Source organism: Micromonospora sp. 4G55 (assembly GCF_016803375.1).
The window spans coordinates 1-17422 of record NZ_JAEVHN010000062.1 but is presented as its reverse complement, the minus strand read 5'-3'; the positions used below and the strand labels follow the sequence as shown (position 1 = coordinate 17422).

Below are 17422 nucleotides of genomic sequence, written 5' to 3'. Positions count from 1 at the left end.
ATCGAGCGGTTCGACGCCGGCGCGATCATCAACTTCACCGGCTTCCAGAAGATCGTCGACGCGATGGGCGGCGTCGACATGTACATCGAGCGGGACGTGAAGTCCGAGCACCGCGAGCCGGACGGCACGCACCGCAAGGGCAACCCGTACGGCGAGGGGTACATCGGGCCGCAGGCGGAGTACAAGAAGGGCAACCAGCACCTGAGCGGCTGGCAGGCGCTGGACTACGTGCGGCAGCGCTACCCCAAGAACGGCGTCCCGGACGCCGACTACGGCCGCCAGCGCCACCAGCAGCAGTTCATCAAGGCGATGGTCAACCAGGCGTTCAGCGCCGACGTGGTGACCAACCCGATCAAGCTGGACCGGGTGATCCGGGCCGCCGGCCAGTCGCTGACCTTCAACGGCCGGGGCAACAGCGTGGTCGACTTCGCCATCGCCCTCAAGGGCGTCCGGTCGGAGAACGTCGAGCTGATCAAGCTGCCGGGGGAGGGGATCGGCACCGGCAGCGCGTACCGGGGCGAGCGGCTGCTGCCGGCCGCGGACGACTTCTTCACCGCGCTGAAGAACGAACAGCTCGACGCATTCCTGCTCGAACACCCGGAGTTCCGCAACCGGAACAAGTGACCCCCGCGCCAAGGCCGCCGGCTCCCCGCCGGCCCGGCCTTGCGCGTCACGACACCGGGTGTCGCAGGTCTCGCCACCCGCGTTGGGGCGCTCCCGGCGGCGGGACTAGACTTTCGACATTCCGCCGCCGCAGCAAGGAGACAGCGTGGCACAGCAGCTTCACGTCGAGCTCGTAGCCGTCGAGGAGAAGGTCTGGTCCGGCGAGGCCGAGATGGTCGTCGCTCGGACGACCGAGGGTGAGCTGGGTGTGCTGCCGGGGCACGCGCCCCTGCTCGGCCAGCTGGCGGAGCCCAGCCAGGTCCGCATCAAGCAGGCCGGCGGCCAGCAGGTCGCGTACGACGTCGCCGGCGGTTTCCTGTCGGTGACCGGTGAGGGCGTCACCGTCCTCGCCGAGAGCGCCTCCCCGGCCACCCCCGCGCGCTGAGCCGACCCGCCGATGGAGATCGTGGAAGGGATCGGAATCGGCTTTGCGGTGGTCGTCGCCGCGATCCTGATCCTCTTCATCCGGCGGGCCCTGGTCACCCGTAGCGGAGGCATCATCCGGCTCGGCGTCCGGGTCACCACGGTGCTCGACGGCCGGGGCTGGTCGCCCGGCTTCGGCCGCTTCGTCGGCGACGAGCTCCGGTGGTACCGGATGTTCAGCTTCGCCCTGCGACCCAAGCGGGTGCTCTCCCGCAAGGAGCTGGTGGTGGAGCGACGGCGTCTGCCCGAGGGCCAGGAGCGCCTCTCGATGCCCGCCGACTGGGTGATCCTCCGGTGTACCAGTCACCACGCTCCGGTCGAGATCGCCATGGCGCGTTCCACCGTCACCGGATTCCTCAGCTGGTTGGAGGCGCCCCGCCCGGGGCGGCCTCGCCGCGTGTGGCCTCCCAGGACTGGCCCGCGGCCTGATCTGCGCGCCCTCCGGGATTTCCGGGGGAGCCACTCGCTCCGGGCGGTCAGGCTTGATCCCTCCGCGAGCGGGCTCCCCCGGAAATCCCTCACGTCTCCGGCGTCGTCAGACGCTACTTACCTCTGTGCCGTTACCGGTTCGTGTGAGGCGACGAGTTCCACCTCGTAGCCGTGGGTGTCGGTGAGGTAGGCGGCGTAGGTGTTCGGGCCGCCGGCGTGCGGGTGGCGGTCCGGGAAGAGCAGCGTCCAGCCGTGTGCGGGCGCGGCCGCGACCAGCCGGTCCACCGCGGCGGGCGGACCGGCGTGGAACGCGAGGTGGTTGAGCCCGGGAGCGAGCCGGTCGTGCGCCCGCCCCGACAGCGCGGGGGACTCCTCCAGCACCAGGTACGTCGGGCCGAGCCGCCAGGACCGGCCGGCGGGCCAGTCCTGGTACGGCGTCCAGCCCAGCTCGCCCAGCAACCAGCCCCAGCTGGCCTTGGCGGCGTCGAGGTCGGGCACCCAGACCTCGACGTGGTGCAGCGCTCCGGCGCTCAGCGCTTACCGCCCGGCACCCATAGCACATCTCCGTTCGGATTTGCCGTTCTTGACAGGATGAACAGCAGATCGGAGAGGCGGTTGAGATACTTTGCCGGAAGGGAGCTGGTGCGATCCGGGTCGTGCGCGACCAGCGCCCAGGCGGCCCGTTCGGCGCGCCGGGCGACCGTCCGTGCCACGTGCAGCAGCGCCGCGCCAGCGGTGCCGCCGGGGAGGATGAAGGAGTCGAGCTTGCTCAGGCGTGCGTTGTACTCGTCGCACCAGCCCTCGAGGCGCTCCACATATTCCTCGGTGACCCGCAACGGCGGGTACGCCGGATCCGGCTCGACCGGGGTGGCCAGATCGGCGCCGACGTCGAACATGTCGTTCTGGATCGACCCCAGCACCGCCCGGAGCTCCTCGTCGAGCTGCCCCAGGGCGAGGGCCACGCCGATCGCGGCGTTGCACTCGTCGACATCCGCGTACGCGGCGATCCGCGGATCGGTCTTCGGCACCTGCTCGTTGTTGCTCAGCCTGGTCATGCCGGCGTCGCCGGCCTTGGTGTAGATGCGCGTGAGGTGGACGGCCATGACGCACAGCCTACGGATACCGGACCTGACGATCCCGGCACGGCCGGACCCTGCCTGCGGCTGGCCCGGCGGAGCGGGGGCCGGTGACGCCGTCGACCAGGCGGTCAACGACGTCGACGTCATCCGGGTCGGCGGCGACGCCCGGCTGGCCGGCACGGTGCACGTGGTCGGCGCCAAGAACTCCGCGCTCAAGCTGATGGCCGCCGCGCTGCTCGCCCCGGGGCGCAGCGTGATCACCAACGTCCCCCGGATCACCGACATCGCGATCATGGGGGAGGTGCTGCGCCGGCTCGGCTGCGGCGTGCGGTTCGAGGCGGACGATCCGGTCGACCCGATGGTCGCCCGGGGTGGGGCCGCCCGGTCCCGCTCCGTCGTCATCGACGTCCCGGAGCGGCCCGGCGTGGAGGCCGACTACGACCTCGTCCGCCGGCTGCGCGCGTCGATCTGCGTGCTGGGCCCGTTGCTGGCCCGGCGCGGGCACGTCCGGGTGGCCCACCCGGGCGGGGACGCGATCGGCTCCCGGGGGCTGGACATGCACATCTCCGGGCTGACCCGGATGGGTGCGGACATCTCCGGTGAGCACGGCTTCGTCATCGCCTCGGCCCCCGACGGCCTGCACGGCGCGGAGATCGTGCTGGACTTCCCCAGCGTGGGGGCGACCGAGAACCTGGTGATGGCGGCGGTGCTGGCCCGCGGCGTGACGGTGATCGACAACGCGGCCCGGGAGCCGGAGATCGTCGACATCTGCACGATGGCCAACCAGATGGGCGCGCGGATCTCCGGCGCGGGCACCTCCACCCTGCGGATCGTCGGGGTGCCCGAGCTGCACCCGGTGCGGCACGCCACGGTGGGGGACCGGATCGTCGCCGGCACCTGGGCGTTCGGCGCCGCGATGACCCGGGGGGACGTCACCGTCACCGGCGTGGATCCGGCCTACCTGGAGGTCGCGCTGGACAAGCTGGTCTCGGCCGGCGCGCTGGTGGAGACCCGCGGCGACGCCTTCCGGGTACGCGCCGACGACCGGCCCGCCGCGGTCGACGTGGTCACCCTGCCGTACCCGGGCTTCGCCACCGACCTGCTGCCGATGGCGATCGGCCTGGCCGCGGTGAGTGACGGCGCCTCGCTGATCACCGAGAACATCTTCGACGGCCGGTTCATGTTCGCCAACGAGATGATGCGGCTGGGGGCGGACATCAAGACCGACGGCCACCACGCGGTGGTACGCGGTCGTGACCGCCTCTCCGGCGCCCCGGTACGCGCCACCGACATCCGGGCCGGCGCGGGTCTGATCATCGCGGGGCTCTGCGCCGAGGGGGTCACCGAGGTCTCCCACGTGTACCACGTCGACCGGGGCTATCCGGACTTCGTGGCCGACCTGCGGGCGCTCGGGGTGCGGGTGGAGCGGGGGACCGCGCCGGAGGCCCCGGACCTCACCATCTGACCGGTCCCGCCGCCGCGGCCGGGGCCTTAGCCGTCGTTCAGGCTCGCCGACTAGGGTGCAGACAGACACTCATTCGCAGCGAGGGAGAAGCAGATGGCGGGTCGACTCGCGGTCGTCGGTGCCGGGCTGATGGGTTCGGGCATCGCCCAGGTGGCGGCGCAGGCGGGCTGGCAGGTGACGCTGCGCGACCTGGACGACGCGGCCACCGTGCGGGGCGTCGACGGCATCCGGAAGTCCCTGGAGAAGTTCGCCGAGAAGGGCCGGATCGACGTGTCCGAGGTCGAGGCGACGCTGGGCCGGATCACCCCCACCACCGACCTGGAGGCGGTCGCCGACGCGGACATCGTGGTCGAGGCGGTCTTCGAGCGGCTGGAGATCAAGCACGAGGTGTTCCGCGCGCTGGACAAGATCTGCAAGGCCGACGCGGTGCTGGCCACCAACACCTCGGCCATCCCGGTCACCCAGATCGCGTCGGTGACCGAGCGGCCGGAGGCGGTCGTCGGCACCCACTTCTTCTCGCCGGTGCCGATGATGAAGCTCTGCGAGCTGGTCCGCGGTTACAAGACCAGCGACGAGACGCTGGCGACGGTGAAGGCGTTCGCCGAGGGGATCGGCAAGACGGTCGTGGTGGTCAACCGGGACATCGCCGGTTTCGTCACCACCCGGCTGATCGCGGCGCTGGTCGTCGAGGCGGTCAAGCTGGTCGAGTCCGGCGTGGTGTCGGCCGAGGACCTGGACACCGCCTGCAAGCTCGGTTTCGGCCACGCCATGGGTCCGCTGGCCACCACCGACCTGACCGGCGTGGACGTGCTGCTGCACGCCTCGAAGAACATCTACACCGACACCGCCGACGAGAAGTTCTTCCCGCCGGAGCTGCTCCAGCGCATGGTCACCGCCGGCGACCTGGGCCGCAAGACCGGCAAGGGCTTCTACACGTACTGAGTCCGGGCACGAAAAAGGGGGGGCGGGCGCCGGTGCGCCCGCCCCCTTTCCCGTCGTCAGCCGTCGCGCTTGGTGGTCCAGCGGAAGGTGGTCAGGCAGAGCACCAGGCCGATCACGCACCACAGCGCCAGCACCAGGGCGACCCGGCCCAGTTCGAAGGAGCCGCCCGGCTCCTGGGCGCCGAAGCTCTCCGGCAGGAAGACCGCCCGCAGCCCCTGGCACATCCACTTGAGCGGGAAGAGCGCCGCGACCTGCTGCATCCAGGTGGGTAGCTCGGTAAAGACGAAGAACACCCCGGAGATGAACTGGAGCACCAGGGCGACCGGGGTGACCACGGCCGACCCGCTGCGCGCGGTGCGGGCCAGCGAGGAGATGGCGATGCCGCACAGGGTGCAGGCGGTCACCCCGAGCACGGAGACCCAGCCGAAGGTGAACCACTTCGCGGCGGTGCCGGGAAGGTCGAGGTCGAACAGCGTCACCGCGACGGCCAGCAGCAGGGCGGTCTCCGCGACGCCGATCGCCACCACCATGATCACCTTGCCGGCGAACCAGACCCACTTCGGCATCGGCGTGCCCCGGTAGCGCTTGAGCACCCCCCGGTCCCGCTCGATGGGGATCCAGATGCCCAGGTTCTGGAAGCTCACGGTCATCAGCCCGGTCGCGATCATGCCGGTGATGAAGTACTGGGTGAACTTCACCCCGCCGCCGATGGTGCCGTCGAAGATCGCCGCGAAGATCAGGATCATGATGATCGGGAAGCCCATCGTGAAGACGACGGACTCCCGGCTGCGCAGGAACTGGGTGATCTCCAGCCGGCCCTGTCGCAGCGCGAGGGCGCCGGGCCCCACCCGTCGGCCACCGGTGGCGGCGACCGGGGCCGCCGGCTTGGTCGTGGTCGTCATGACTGTCCGATCATCCGCAGGTAGACGTCTTCCAGGGTCGGCCGGGTCACGGTCAGGCCGGGGACCTCGCCGCCGAAGCGCGCGGCCAGCTCCGCCACCAGCGCCGTCGGCGTCGCGCTCTGCGCGGTCTGCGGCGTCCCGTCCGGGGTACGCCAGGAAACGGTCGCCAGGGCCTCCTGCCGGTTGCCCAGCCGGTTCGGCGGGGCCACCTCGACCAGCCGGCCGCCGGCGATCACCCCGACCCGGTCGGCGAGTGACTCGGCCTCGTCCAGGTAGTGGGTGGTCAGCACGATGGTGGTGCCGGCCGCCGCCAGGTCCCGGATCAGCTCCCAGAACTCCCGCCGGGCCTCCGGGTCGAAGCCGGTGGTCGGCTCGTCGAGGAAGAGCAGCTCGGGGCGGCCGATGATGCCCAGCGCCACGTCGAGCCGGCGCTTCTGCCCGCCGGAGAGGGTGTGCGTGCGGGCCTTCGCCTTGCCGGCCAGGCCGACCCGCTCGACGACCTTGTCCGGGTCGTCGGCGTCGGGGTAGAAGCCGGAGAAGTGCCGGACCACCTCGGCGACGGTCAGCTCGTCGAACTCGCCGGTGCCCTGGAGCACGATGCCGACCCGGGACCGCCAGTGCGGGTTCGGCTGGGCTGGGTCGCTGCCCAGCACCGAGACCTCGCCGGCGTCGCGCCGCCGGTAGCCCTCCAGGATCTCCACGGTGGTGGTCTTGCCCGCGCCGTTCGGGCCGAGCAGGGCGAACACCTCGCCGCGCCGGACGTCGAGGTCGACCCCCGCCACCGCGACGGTGTCGCCGTACGCCTTGCGCAGTCCCCGTACGGAGATCGCGAGTTCGTCATCCATGACGTCCAGTGTGCGACCTGGCTGCCACCATCGGGGCCGCCGGGGTGTGGTGGTGTCGGCCATGTCGCGTCGGCCGTGCCCGGTGGTCCGCTCCATGGACCTGTGTGGTTTTCCACAGCCCGTTTTACTGAACGGTAACTTAAACTCCGGCCATGGACGAGAAGGCACTCCCGGGCCGGCTGCCGGAGCGCGACCGCCCCTGGGTGATGCGCACGTACGCCGGGCACTCCTCCGCCGCGGCCACCAACGCGCTGTTCCGGCGCAACCTGGCCAAGGGCCAGACCGGTCTGTCGGTCGCCTTCGACCTGCCGACCCAGACCGGGTACGACCCGGACCACGAGCTGGCCGCCGGTGAGGTGGGCCGGGTCGGGGTACCGGTGGCCCACCTGGGCGACATGCGGGCGCTCTTCGACGGCATCCCGCTCGCCGAGATGAACACCTCGATGACCATCAACGCGCCGGCGATGTGGCTGCTCGCCCTCTACGGCACGGTCGGCGCGGAGCAGGGCGCCGAGCTGTCCCGCTGCGCGGGGACGACGCAGAACGACATCATCAAGGAGTACCTGTCCCGGGGGACGTACATCTTCCCGCCGGCGGCGTCGCTGCGGCTGACCGCCGACGTCATCGCGTACACGCTGCGCGAGATGCCGCGCTGGAACCCGACGAACATCTGCTCGTACCACCTGCAGGAGGCCGGCGCGACGCCGGTGCAGGAGGTCGGCTTCGCGCTGGCCACCGCCGTCGCCGTGCTCGACGCGGTCCGCGACTCCGGCCAGGTGCCCGCCGAGCGGATGGGCGACGTGGTCCAGCGGATCTCGTTCTTCGTCAACGCCGGGGTGCGCTTCGTCGAGGAGATCGCCAAGATGCGCGCCTTCGGCGCGCTCTGGGACGAGATCACCCGTGAGCGCTACGGCGTGGAGAACCCCAAGCAGCGCCGCTTCCGCTACGGCGTGCAGGTCAACTCGCTCGGCCTGACCGAGGCGCAGCCGGAGAACAACATCCAGCGCATCGTGCTGGAGATGCTCGGCGTCACCCTCTCCCGGGACGCCCGGGCCCGCGCCGTGCAGCTGCCCGCCTGGAACGAGGCGCTCGGCCTGCCCCGGCCGTGGGACCAGCAGTGGTCGTTGCGGATGCAGCAGGTGCTCGCGTACGAGTCGGACCTGCTGGAGTACCCGGACCTCTTCGAGGGCTCGCACGTGATGACCGCGCTGGTCGACGAGATCGTCACCGGCGCCCGCGTCGAGTTGGAGAAGGTGCTGGAGATGGGCGGCGTGGTGGCCGCCGTGGAGAGCGGCTACCTCAAGAGCGCGCTGGTCGCCTCGCTGGCCGACCGCCGCCGTCGGATGGAGTCCGGCGCCGACGTGGTGGTGGGCGTCAACCGGTACACCGAGACCGAGCCCTCCCCGCTGACGGCGGCCGGCGCGGAGGCCGTCGAGCAGGTCGACCCGGCGGTCGAGGCGGCCGCCACCGCCTCCGTACGTGAATGGCGGGCCGGCCGGGACGCGGCGGCGGTCGATGCGGCACTGGCCCGGCTGCGGGCGGACGCCGCGACCACGACGAACCTGATGCCGGCGACGCTTCAGTGCGTGCGAGCCGGGGTGACCACCGGCGAGTGGGCCGGCGCGCTGCGCCAGGTCTTCGGCGAGTACCGCGCGCCGACCGGGCTGACCGGCGCGGCCGGGGTCGGCGGGGACGCCACCCTCGTCGAGGTCCGGGAACGGGTCGCCGCCACCGCCGGCGAGCTGGGCAGCGGCCGGCTGCGGCTGCTGGTCGGCAAGCCGGGCCTGGACGGGCACTCCAACGGCGCCGAGCAGATCGCGGTACGCGCCCGGGACGCCGGCTTCGAGGTGGTCTACCAGGGCATCCGGCTGACCGCCGGGCAGATCGTCGCCGCCGCCGTCGAGGAGGACGTGGACCTGGTCGGGCTCTCGGTGCTCTCCGGCTCGCACCTGGCGGCCGTGCCGGCGGTGCTGGACGGGCTGCGCGCGGCCGGGCGCGGTGACCTGCCGGTGGTCGTCGGCGGCATCATCCCCGCCGGGGACGCCGAGGTGCTGCGCGCCGCCGGGGTCGCCCGGGTCTTCACGCCGAAGGACTTCGCCCTGACCGGGATCATCGACGAACTGGTCGGCGTGATCCGCCAGGCCAACGGACTCCCCGCCTGACCGCGGCCCCCGCCCGCGCGACCGCCCGGTCGCGCGGGCTCACACGGTCAGCGGCTGGTACGTCACGCAGTCGGCCATGTCCTGGTCCGGGGCGACGGTGATCGCCGGGGCGTGGCACTCCAGCTCCGAGTTGTGCCGGCAGTCCGACCGGCTGCACGCGCCCACCTGGGCGATGAGCTGCTCGATCCCGCCCCGCACCGGCATCTCGACGAAGGTGTGGCAGTGGGCGTGGTCGCTGCTGCCGACGGTGATGGCGAAGGCGTGGCAGTCGTTGGTGCGGTTGTAGGCGCAGGACGCGACGGTGCACTCCTGCACCCGGGGCATCTCGATCGATGCGGTCATGACGGCCTCCCTCTCGGCTCCTGTACCGATGGTAGGCATTTGCCCGACTTCGGCGCGGAGTTCGGCGGGGCCGTCACCCGCACAGGCGCCAGGCCCCGTCCTCCTTGACCAGCGTCAACACCTGGGTGCTCGCGCCGCCGGTCGCCGTCGTCAGCCGCACGGTGGCGGTGCCGCGGACCCGGCCGTTGGTGTTGTTGACGGTCAACCCCGCGATGTCGTAGTCGACCAGGCGCGGCTCGGCCTCCTGCCGCCGGCTGAAGTCGGCCAGCGACGTGCGCTCCCGCTCCTCGCGGCAGAGCAGGTCGTACGCCCGCTGGTGGTCGCCGCTCCGGACGGCGTCCAGGTAGCTCGTGGTGGCCTCCCGGACCGGCCCGACCGCCTCCTTCGCCGTGCCGTAGACGAAGAAGCCGCCGACCGCGCCGCCCAGGCAGCAGACCGCCAGCACCACGCCCACCACGATCAGGACGATCCGCAGGGTACGGCGGTTGTCGCGCGGGGGCACCGGGATCGGCTGGTACGTCATGGCCGCAGGCTAGGCGGGTCGCGCAAGCCCGCCGCTCGCGCTCCGGCTCACCGGCCGAGCACCTCGGAGAGCGGGGCCGGTTCCAGACCTCGCTCGGCCAGCCCGGCCAGGATGCGGGGCAGCGCCTCGTCGGTCATCGCCGCGTTCGCCTCGGTGACGTGCAGGATGATCACCGAACCGGGCCGGACCTGGCTCAGCACCGCCCGGACGATCGGCTGCCAGGCGGTGGCGAACGGATCGCCGCTGACCACGTCACCGTCCACCACGGTCAGTCCGAGCGGTGCCAGCTCGGCCAGCGCCGCCCGGTCGTGGCAGAGGCCGGGGAAGCGGAAGTAGCGGGTCTGCCGGCCGCCGTACCGGCCGATCACCTCGAAGGTCCGCGCCACGTCCCGGGTCATCTCCCGCCGCGGCAGCGGCGTCAGGTGGTAGCAGCGCGGGGTGAACGCCGCGTGCCCGTAGGTGTGGTTGGCCAGCTCGAAGCGCGGGTTGGCGGCCAGCCGGCGGGTCAGCTCCGGGTAGTCCTCGACCCACTTGCCGGTCAGGAAGAAGGTGGCCGGCACCCGCTCGCGCTCCAGCAGCTCGACGATCGCCAGGTTCGCGTACGACGGCGGGTGCGGCCCGCGCAGCTGCCGGCGCATGGTGTCGGTCATGTCGGCGTCGAAGGTGAGCGCCACCTTGCGCCCGGTACGTGGACCGTGGTCGACCACCGGCGGGAGGGTGCCCGGCGGCGTCGCCCCGGGCAGCCCGGAGTCCTCCCCGGGCTGCCCACCGTCTGCGGGCTGCCCGCTCTGCCCGGGGGCCGGTAGTACGGCGGTCCGCCCGTCGTGGCGGGTCCGTTGCCGGGCGGCGCCTTCAGCACGGCGGTCCGGACGGGGGCCCGGTGGGGCGCGGGACGACGAGGAGCGCGACGATGGCGGCCAGGGCGAGGGTGGCGGCGGTGAGCAGGACGCGGGAGTTCTTCGCGAGCACCGGGTGATCATGGCAGTGGGTGCGGTGTCGTGGTGGCCCCCGAACGGCCCCTTCCGCCTGGCGGCCGGTCCGTCGGAGTGCGGCGGGCTAACCAGGTGTGGTGTCGGCGGGGAAGCGCTCGTGCCCCAGCACGGCGAGCAGCCGCAGCTTCTCGTCGCCCTCGCTGCGCGGTGGCGCGGTGAGCACGAGCAGCGCCTGGGACTGGTCCTCGGTGAACAGGACCTGGCAGTCCAGCTCGATCGGGCCGAGTTCGGGGTGGACGAGCGTCTTGTGGTCGGCGAAGCGCTGCGCGACCTCGTGCCGCTCCCACAGCTCGGCGAACTCCGGGCTCGCCTTCTGCAGCGCCCGCACCAGCTCACCGGCGCGCGACCGCGGGCCCATCGACCCGTACGCGGCGCGCAGGTTGGCGACCTGGGCGCGGCTCTGCCGGGGGCGGTCGTCCTCCGGGTAGCGCAGCCGCTCGGCCGGGTCGGTGAACCACCGGTAGATCTCGCTGCGGGCGAGGCCCGTGTGGCCCGACCGGTCCCCGAACAGGGCTTCGGCCATGCGGTTCTGCACGAGGGTCTCGCCGAGGTTGGACAGGATGAGCGCCGGGGTGTCGTCGAGCCGGTCCAGCACGCGCAGCAGCGCCGGGGCGACGTGCGTCGCCGTCGTCACCCGCGCCGGGGCGTTGTGCCCCGCCACCCGGAACAGGTAGTCGCGCTCACCGGTCGTCAGCCGCAGCGCCCGGGCCAGCGCGGCGAGCATCTGCGGGCTCGGCTGCGGGCCGCGCTGCTGCTCCAGCCGGGTGTAGTAGTCGGTCGACATGGCGGCCAGGGCGGCCACCTCCTCGCGCCGCAGGCCCGGCGCGCGCCGCCGCGCGCCCGCTGCCAGCCCGACATCCCCGGGCTGCAGCGCCTCCCGGCGGCGGCGGAGGAAGTCGGCCAGGGCTGCACGGTCCATGATCCGAGTATCCGCCCGCCGCCGGGACGAACCAGGGATTGCCGATCCCCCGATGAGCGGTCTCTTCATGCAACCCCGGCGGACCGGCGAAGGTGGGTGCATGAACATCTCCGGAAACACCATCTTCATCCCCGGCTCCACGAGCGGGATCGGTCTCGCCCTCGCCCTCGAACTGCAGGCCAAGGGGAACACCGTCATTGTCGGCGGCCGCCGCACCGATCTGCTGAAGCAGATCGCCGCCGAGCACCCCGACATCGACACGGTCACGATCGACACGGCGGACCCGGCGAGCATCGCATCGGCCGCGCGGGAGGTGCTGGCGAGGCACCCGGACCTCAACGTCCTCGTCACCATGGCCGGCATCATGCGCGTCGAGGACTGGCACCAGCCCGAGACGTTCCTCGCCTCCGCCGAGGCCGTGGTGAACACCAACGTGCTCGGCCCGATCCGGCTCATCGCCGCGTTCATCGAGCACCTGCGGGCGCAGCCGGACGCCACGATCGTGACAGTGTCGTCGGGCCTCGCGTTCACGCCGCTCAAGGCCACCCCGAGCTACAACGCGTCCAAGGCCGCGATCCACATGCTCAGCGAGTCGATCCGGCTGCAGTTCGCCGATACGACCGTGAAGATCGTGGAGCTCGTACCGCCGGCCGTGCGCACCGCGCTGCTGCCCGGGCAGGAGCAGAGCGAGTTCGCGGTGCCGCTGGACGAGTTCGTGGCGGAGGTGGTCGGGCTGCTGGAGGCGCAGCCCGAGGCGAAGGAGATCCAGGTCGAGCGGGTCAAGTTCCTCCGGTACGGCGAGGCGCGCGGCGACTACGACCAGGTGGTCGAGACGCTGAACGCCGCCGACCCGCACGGGAAGTAGCGTCGGCGTTCCTCGCCCGGCGTCGGTTGCGCCCGCTCCCTTCATGCCCGATCCGGTCGCACTGGTCCGGGGGACGACACCGCCATGAGCCTGATACCTCAGAGGCATCAAGATGACTCTGAGGTATCACGCTCATTCGGTTACGGCCATGCCGACGAGACACGCACGGGGCGGCTCGGGGGACTCGCGGCGCGCATGTCCGGTTCCGGCCCGCCTCGGCGGGCTGGACAACCGGCCCCGGTTGGGCATGACGTACCGAATGTCCGGTCCCGGAGGCTCGCTGCCGTCGCTGATGTCCGGGTCTGGGCAAGCCGGTCCGGGTCGTCCCGTGACCGGCGGCACCCCGGCGGTGGAATGGTGGCCGGGCCGGCGTCGTTACATCACCTGGACGATCGCAGCAGCACCCGCTGGCCTGGCCCGAACACCTGGGCCGCCCGGGATGCGGGCCCCCGGAATGATGGTGGGCCGCCGGTCGTTACACATGGACCCGGCGCCGTGAGCCGCTTGCGAAGCCTGCCGGGTGAAGACTTTCCCCTTGATCTTCTTTGAGCGCCGTCCGTGGTGCTTGCACCCTGCTCGACCCCCATCGAGCGAGGATGCCAACCCCCGAATGGAGCCACTCTGATGAACACCACCATTCTGCGTAAGAGCGTTCTGGGTATTGCTGGTCTGGCCTTCGCCGGTGGCGTCTTCGCCGGCCCGGTCACCGAGGCTCACGCCGCCCCGGCCGTGGACGCCAAGGCCGTTGCCGTGGTGCAGGCCGACAAGCCCGGCAAGGGCAAGCTGATCCCGCACGGCGTGCAGGGCAAGCAGTCGCGCATCGACATCGGCGCTGAGCAGACCGCCAACGTGAAGGCGATCATCGCCGCGACGAAGAAGTCGGGCATGGACGAGCGGGCCGCCGTGGTGGCCATCGCCACCAGCCTGCAGGAGTCGAAGCTGGAGAACCTGGGTCACCTGGGTGCCCGTAACGACTTCGACTCGCAGGGCCTGTTCCAGCAGCGCCCGTCCTCGGGTTGGGGCACGGTCGAGCAGATCACCGACCCCGAGTACTCGACGATGGCGTTCCTGAAGGGTCTGAAGCAGGTCGACGGGTGGAAGGACATGCCGCTGACCGAGGCCGCGCAGACCGTGCAGGTCTCGGCCTACCCGGACCACTACGCGCAGTGGGAGCAGCAGGCCGCCGACCTGGTCGCCAAGTACTGGAACAGCTGACCCACCTGAACGACACGCTGGCCGGACCCCGAGCGGGGTGCCGGCCAGCGGCATGTCCGGGACAGGTGGCGTGCGCGTACCCGGGGTCAGACGCGGAAGCCGGCGGCGCGGGCCGCCTGGCGTTCCCGGCGGCGGTCGGAGCGGCGGCGCAGGAACCAGAAGAGGAAGGTCACCAGCCCCAGCAGGAAGGCCAGCACCAGCACCGGCAGGACGATCGCCACCAGGGACATGACCACGCTGGTCGCGTCCTCGGCGGTGCTGGCCACCGGCGCGCCGAAGCCCGCGGTGGTGGCGTTGACGACCGGCCGGACGGCCGACTTCAGCAGGTGCACGCCGAGCGCGATGACGACGCCGGTCACCACCGGCACCCACTGGTGGGACGAGAAGAAGCTCCCGGGGTCGCTGACCGTCACGGTCTCCGAGCTGGCGCCGGCGCCGAACGCCAGGCCGCCGGCGGTCGGCCGGACGACGGTCTGCACGAGGTCGTTGACGTGGTCCACCACCGGCACCTTGTCGGCGACGACCTCGACGGCGAGCAGCACCGCCAGGATCAGCACGACCCAGCCGTTGCCCAGCCACTGCCAGCCGCTCGGCAGCTCGATCAGGTCGGTGTAACGGGCGAGCAGTCCCATGATGATCAGGGGGATGTAGGCGTTCAGGCCGGCCGATGCGGCCAGGCCGGTACCCGTGAGAACTTCGAACACCATCTCAGCATCGCACCGGCACGCCAGTGCCGCTCGGTGGCGATGGACCGGTCCTCGGCTACCCTCGTCGGGTGCGGCTGGTGATTGCGAAGTGCTCGGTGGACTATGTCGGACGGCTCTCGGCCCATTTGCCGCTGGCCACGCGGTTGCTGATGGTCAAGGCGGACGGCTCCGTGTCGATCCACGCCGACGACCGGGCGTACAAGCCGCTGAACTGGATGAGCCCGCCCTGCCGGCTCGAGGAGGCCCCGGGCGTCTGGCGGGTGGTCAACAAGGCCGGCGAGGAGCTGCGGATCACCCTGGAGGAGATCTTCCAGGACACCTCGTACGAGCTGGGCGTCGACCCGGGCCTGCGCAAGGACGGCGTCGAGGCGCACCTGCAGGAGCTGCTCGCCGCCAACCCGGAGACCCTCGGCGAGGGCTTCACCCTGGTCCGGCGGGAGTACATGACCGCCATCGGCCCGGTCGACCTGCTCTGCCGGGACGCCAACTCCGGCGCGGTGGCCGTCGAGGTGAAGCGGCGCGGCGAGATCGACGGCGTGGAGCAGCTCACCCGCTACCTGGAGCTGATGAACCGCGACCCGCTGCTCGCCCCGGTCGCCGGCGTCTTCGCCGCGCAGGAGATCAAGCCGCAGGCCCGCGTGCTCGCCACCGACCGGGGCATCCGGTGCGTGGTGGTCGACTACGACAAGCTGCGCGGCATCGAGCGCGACGAGCTGACCCTCTTCTGACCCGCCGCCCGCTCAGCGCCGGCCGTACATCACCTTGGCGGCCTTGACCAGGCGCGCCACGTCGGCGGGCGTCCGTTCGAAGGTCATCGACGGCAGCAGCGACCGGGCCCGGCGCTTGGTGATCGACTTGGCCCGGCCGAACTCGCGCAGCCCGTCCTCGCCGTGGATCCGCCCGAAGCCGGAGTCACCCACCCCGCCGAACGGCAGCGTGGACATGCCGGCGAAGGTGAGCGCCGAGTTGACCGAGGCCATGCCCGAGCGCAGCCGCCGGGCGATCGCCACCGCCCGCTTGCGACCGAAGACCGAACCCCCCAGACCGTACGACAGCGCGTTGGCCCGGCGTACGGCCTCGTCGGCGTCGCTCACCCGGCTGATCGTCACCGTCGGGCCGAAGGTCTCCTCGCGAACGGCGGCCGAGGTCTCGGGGACGTCCACCAGCACCGTCGGGTGCACGTAGGGCGGCTGGACCGCGCCCGGTCCGCCGAGCACGGCGCGACCGCCGGCGGCGACGGCGTCGTCGATGTGCCGCCGGATCACGTCGAGCTGGCTGGGCATGGTGATCGGGCCGATGTCGGCGCCCTCCGCGCCCACGGTCAGCCGGCCGGCGCGGGCGACCACCTTGTCGACGAAGGCGTCGTAGACCGGTTCGACGGCGTAGACCCGCTCGATGCCGATGCAGGTCTGGCCCGCGTTGGTCAGCGCGCCCCAGACGCACGCCTCGGCGGCGGCGTCCAGGTCGGCGTCGGCGTCCACGATCATCGCGTCCTTGCCGCCGGCCTCCAGCAGCACCGGGGTCAGCGACTCCGCGCAGGCCGCCATCACCTTCTTGGCGGTGGCGGTCGAGCCGGTGAAGGCCAGCTTGCCCACGCCCGAGCGGCACAACGCCGCGCCGACGTCGCCGAGACCGTGCACCGCGGTCAGCACCGGCTGCTCCGGTACCACCTCGGCGAAGGCGTCCACCAGCCACTGCCCGACGGCCGGGGTGTACTCGCTGGGCTTGAGTACGACGGCGTTGCCGGCGGCGAGGGCGTACGCGGTGGAGCCGATCGGGGTGAAGACCGGATAGTTCCACGGGCCGATCACCCCGACCACCCCGTACGGCTGGTATTCGAGGTGGCCGGAGAACTCGGCCAGGATCAGCCGCGAGCGGACCCGGCGGGGCCCCAGCACCCGGCGGGCGTTGCGGGCGGCCCAGTCGATGTGCTCGATCGCGGTGAGGATCTCGACGATGGCGTCGGCGACCGGCTTGCCGCCCTCGACGTGGACCAGCTCGGCCAGTTCCTCGATCCGCCGGGCGAGCAGGCCGCGCCAGCGCAGCAGCCGCTCCCGGCGCCCGGTGAAGCCCAGACCGGCCCACCACTCGCCGGCGGCCCGGGCCCGCTCGACCGCGCGGGCGACGTCGTCGGGGGGTGGCCACGGGGAAGCGGCCGGCTTCGGCGCCCGTCGCGGGGCTCGTCGAAACCAGCCGATCGCCCTCGATGACCGGGGTGCCGGGGACATGCACAGCCGTCATGGCGGAAGTCTAGACCCGGAGATTACCCACCGGTAGGGGTGACCGGAGGTCCCCGGCGCCCCGTCCCGGATCGGCCGTACCGCGCGCCGCCGGCCACCACCGGCGACGTGGACCCGTGCGGTCGCCGCCCGAAGCGGTTAGCGGTAGTTGTCCGGCCGGGGTCGCGGAGGTGTCCACGCGGGTGGTGAGGTGGGCGGGGGGAACTGGCACGCTGACGCGGGGGCGACGGTGGGTGGGAGCTGACTGTCCATGGAGGATCATCCGGAACTGATACCGCTGCTGACGGTGGCGGGCGGGGCGATGCGCGGGGCCAGTTTCCGGCTGAGCCCACGGCCGCAGGTGATCGGCCGCGCGCCGACCGCCGACATCGTGGTGACCGACCCGCACCTGAGCCGGCGGCACGCCGAGGTGCGGCTGACCGACGCCGGGGCGGTCCTGGTGGACCTGGGCTCCACCAACGGCACCTGGCTCAACGACCGGCGGATCACCGGCCCGGAGCAGCTCTGCGACGGTGACGTGGTCCGGCTCGGCCGTACCGAACTGCGCTTCTTCGACCCGGGTCTGGCCACCACCGATCACAGCTTCGTACGCTGAGCATCGATCGATGTACGCTGCTGACGGTGGCGGGCGGGGCGATGCGCGGGGCCAGTTTCCGGCTGAGCCCACGGCCGCAGGTGATCGGCCGCGCGCCGACCGCCGACATCGTGG

At 72.0% G+C, this 17422-nt stretch carries 18 protein-coding genes and 2 pseudogenes; 10 read left to right on the top strand and 10 right to left on the bottom strand.

From position 1 onward, the window contains the following. From JNW89_RS08425 to JNW89_RS08415, 3 genes and pseudogenes are all read left to right on the top strand, one after another. Positions 1 to 624 (top strand): LCP family protein (locus tag JNW89_RS08425; protein ID WP_238448437.1); only part of this gene is annotated, 624 nt, incomplete at its 5' end. A gap of 145 nt (positions 625 to 769) precedes the next feature. Further along, the gene (locus JNW89_RS08420; protein WP_088960575.1) at positions 770 to 1048 is read left to right on the top strand and encodes a F0F1 ATP synthase subunit epsilon; all 279 of its coding nucleotides are present in this window, start codon (positions 770 to 772) and stop codon (positions 1046 to 1048) included. Between the two features lie 12 nt (positions 1049 to 1060). Beyond that, a pseudogene (locus JNW89_RS08415) lies at positions 1061 to 1515 on the top strand (DUF2550 domain-containing protein). Between the two features lie 117 nt (positions 1516 to 1632). On the opposite strand, the gene JNW89_RS08410 reads toward JNW89_RS08415, so the two are convergent. Both JNW89_RS08410 and JNW89_RS08405 read right to left on the bottom strand, forming a co-directional pair. Next, a complete protein-coding gene (locus tag JNW89_RS08410; protein ID WP_238448439.1) occupies positions 1633 to 2049 on the bottom strand; it encodes a VOC family protein in 417 nt (138 codons plus the stop codon). Next, positions 2046 to 2618, bottom strand: coding sequence for a cob(I)yrinic acid a,c-diamide adenosyltransferase (locus JNW89_RS08405; protein WP_088960578.1), 573 nt, complete (start codon positions 2616 to 2618; stop codon positions 2046 to 2048). The genes JNW89_RS08410 and JNW89_RS08405 overlap by 4 nt, the downstream gene beginning before the upstream one ends. On the opposite strand from JNW89_RS08405, the gene murA reads away from it, so the two are divergent. Together murA and JNW89_RS08395 are read left to right on the top strand one after the other, a co-directional pair. Further along, positions 2617 to 4059 (top strand): UDP-N-acetylglucosamine 1-carboxyvinyltransferase, encoded by a 1443-nt coding sequence (gene murA / locus JNW89_RS08400; protein WP_154942284.1) that lies wholly within the window; start codon positions 2617 to 2619, stop codon positions 4057 to 4059. The genes JNW89_RS08405 and murA overlap by 2 nt on opposite strands. Positions 4060 to 4152: 93 nt before the next feature. Continuing rightward, complete coding sequence (locus tag JNW89_RS08395; protein WP_238448436.1) at positions 4153 to 5001, top strand: 3-hydroxyacyl-CoA dehydrogenase family protein; 849 nt, start codon at positions 4153 to 4155, stop codon at positions 4999 to 5001. Between the two features lie 56 nt (positions 5002 to 5057). Here JNW89_RS08395 and JNW89_RS08390 read toward each other — a convergent pair whose 3' ends face one another. After that, positions 5058 to 5903 (bottom strand): ABC transporter permease, encoded by an 846-nt coding sequence (locus JNW89_RS08390; protein WP_238448435.1) that lies wholly within the window; start codon positions 5901 to 5903, stop codon positions 5058 to 5060. Continuing rightward, positions 5900 to 6748, bottom strand: a complete 849-nt coding sequence (locus tag JNW89_RS08385) for an ABC transporter ATP-binding protein (RefSeq protein WP_238448434.1) — start codon at positions 6746 to 6748, stop codon at positions 5900 to 5902. The genes JNW89_RS08390 and JNW89_RS08385 overlap by 4 nt, the downstream gene beginning before the upstream one ends. Positions 6749 to 6900: 152 nt before the next feature. Between JNW89_RS08385 and JNW89_RS08380 the strand changes: the two genes are divergently transcribed. After that, positions 6901 to 8910 (top strand): protein meaA, encoded by a 2010-nt coding sequence (locus tag JNW89_RS08380; RefSeq protein ID WP_238448433.1) that lies wholly within the window; start codon positions 6901 to 6903, stop codon positions 8908 to 8910. Positions 8911 to 8949: 39 nt separating this feature from the next. On the opposite strand, the gene JNW89_RS08375 is transcribed toward JNW89_RS08380, so the two are convergent. The 4 genes from JNW89_RS08375 to JNW89_RS08360 all read right to left on the bottom strand — a co-directional run bounded on the left by JNW89_RS08375 (position 8950) and on the right by JNW89_RS08360 (position 11686). Next, entirely contained in the window at positions 8950 to 9252 is a 303-nt protein-coding gene (locus tag JNW89_RS08375) for a DUF1540 domain-containing protein (RefSeq protein ID WP_238448432.1), read from the bottom strand. A gap of 73 nt (positions 9253 to 9325) precedes the next feature. Further along, complete coding sequence (locus tag JNW89_RS08370; RefSeq protein WP_238448431.1) at positions 9326 to 9775, bottom strand: DUF4878 domain-containing protein; 450 nt, start codon at positions 9773 to 9775, stop codon at positions 9326 to 9328. Positions 9776 to 9822: 47 nt separating this feature from the next. Next, positions 9823 to 10482, bottom strand: a complete 660-nt coding sequence (locus JNW89_RS08365; RefSeq protein ID WP_238448430.1) for a polysaccharide deacetylase family protein — start codon at positions 10480 to 10482, stop codon at positions 9823 to 9825. Between the two features lie 349 nt (positions 10483 to 10831). Further along, a complete protein-coding gene (locus JNW89_RS08360) occupies positions 10832 to 11686 on the bottom strand; it encodes a helix-turn-helix transcriptional regulator (RefSeq protein WP_238448429.1) in 855 nt (284 codons plus the stop codon). 100 nt (positions 11687 to 11786) lie between these two features. On the opposite strand from JNW89_RS08360, the gene JNW89_RS08355 reads away from it, so the two are divergent. Then, the gene (locus tag JNW89_RS08355; RefSeq protein ID WP_238448428.1) at positions 11787 to 12551 is read left to right on the top strand and encodes an SDR family oxidoreductase; all 765 of its coding nucleotides are present in this window, start codon (positions 11787 to 11789) and stop codon (positions 12549 to 12551) included. Positions 12552 to 13175: 624 nt separating this feature from the next. Next, a complete protein-coding gene (locus JNW89_RS08350) occupies positions 13176 to 13766 on the top strand; it encodes a hypothetical protein (RefSeq protein WP_238448427.1) in 591 nt (196 codons plus the stop codon). An 86-nt stretch (positions 13767 to 13852) separates the two neighbouring features. Here JNW89_RS08350 and JNW89_RS08345 read toward each other — a convergent pair whose 3' ends face one another. Continuing rightward, the gene (locus JNW89_RS08345) at positions 13853 to 14470 is read right to left on the bottom strand and encodes a DUF4126 domain-containing protein (RefSeq protein WP_238448438.1); all 618 of its coding nucleotides are present in this window, start codon (positions 14468 to 14470) and stop codon (positions 13853 to 13855) included. Positions 14471 to 14541: 71 nt separating this feature from the next. On the opposite strand from JNW89_RS08345, the gene nucS reads away from it, so the two are divergent. Then, positions 14542 to 15201: an endonuclease NucS gene (nucS, locus tag JNW89_RS08340; protein ID WP_238448426.1), complete on the top strand. Its 660-nt coding sequence runs from the start codon at positions 14542 to 14544 to the stop codon at positions 15199 to 15201. Between the two features lie 12 nt (positions 15202 to 15213). Here nucS and JNW89_RS08335 read toward each other — a convergent pair. Further along, positions 15214 to 16714, bottom strand: a pseudogene (locus JNW89_RS08335) (aldehyde dehydrogenase family protein). 249 nt (positions 16715 to 16963) lie between these two features. Here JNW89_RS08335 and JNW89_RS08330 point away from each other — a divergent pair. After that, complete coding sequence (locus tag JNW89_RS08330) at positions 16964 to 17308, top strand: FHA domain-containing protein (protein WP_238448425.1); 345 nt, start codon at positions 16964 to 16966, stop codon at positions 17306 to 17308. Positions 17309 to 17422 lie beyond the last annotated feature (114 nt).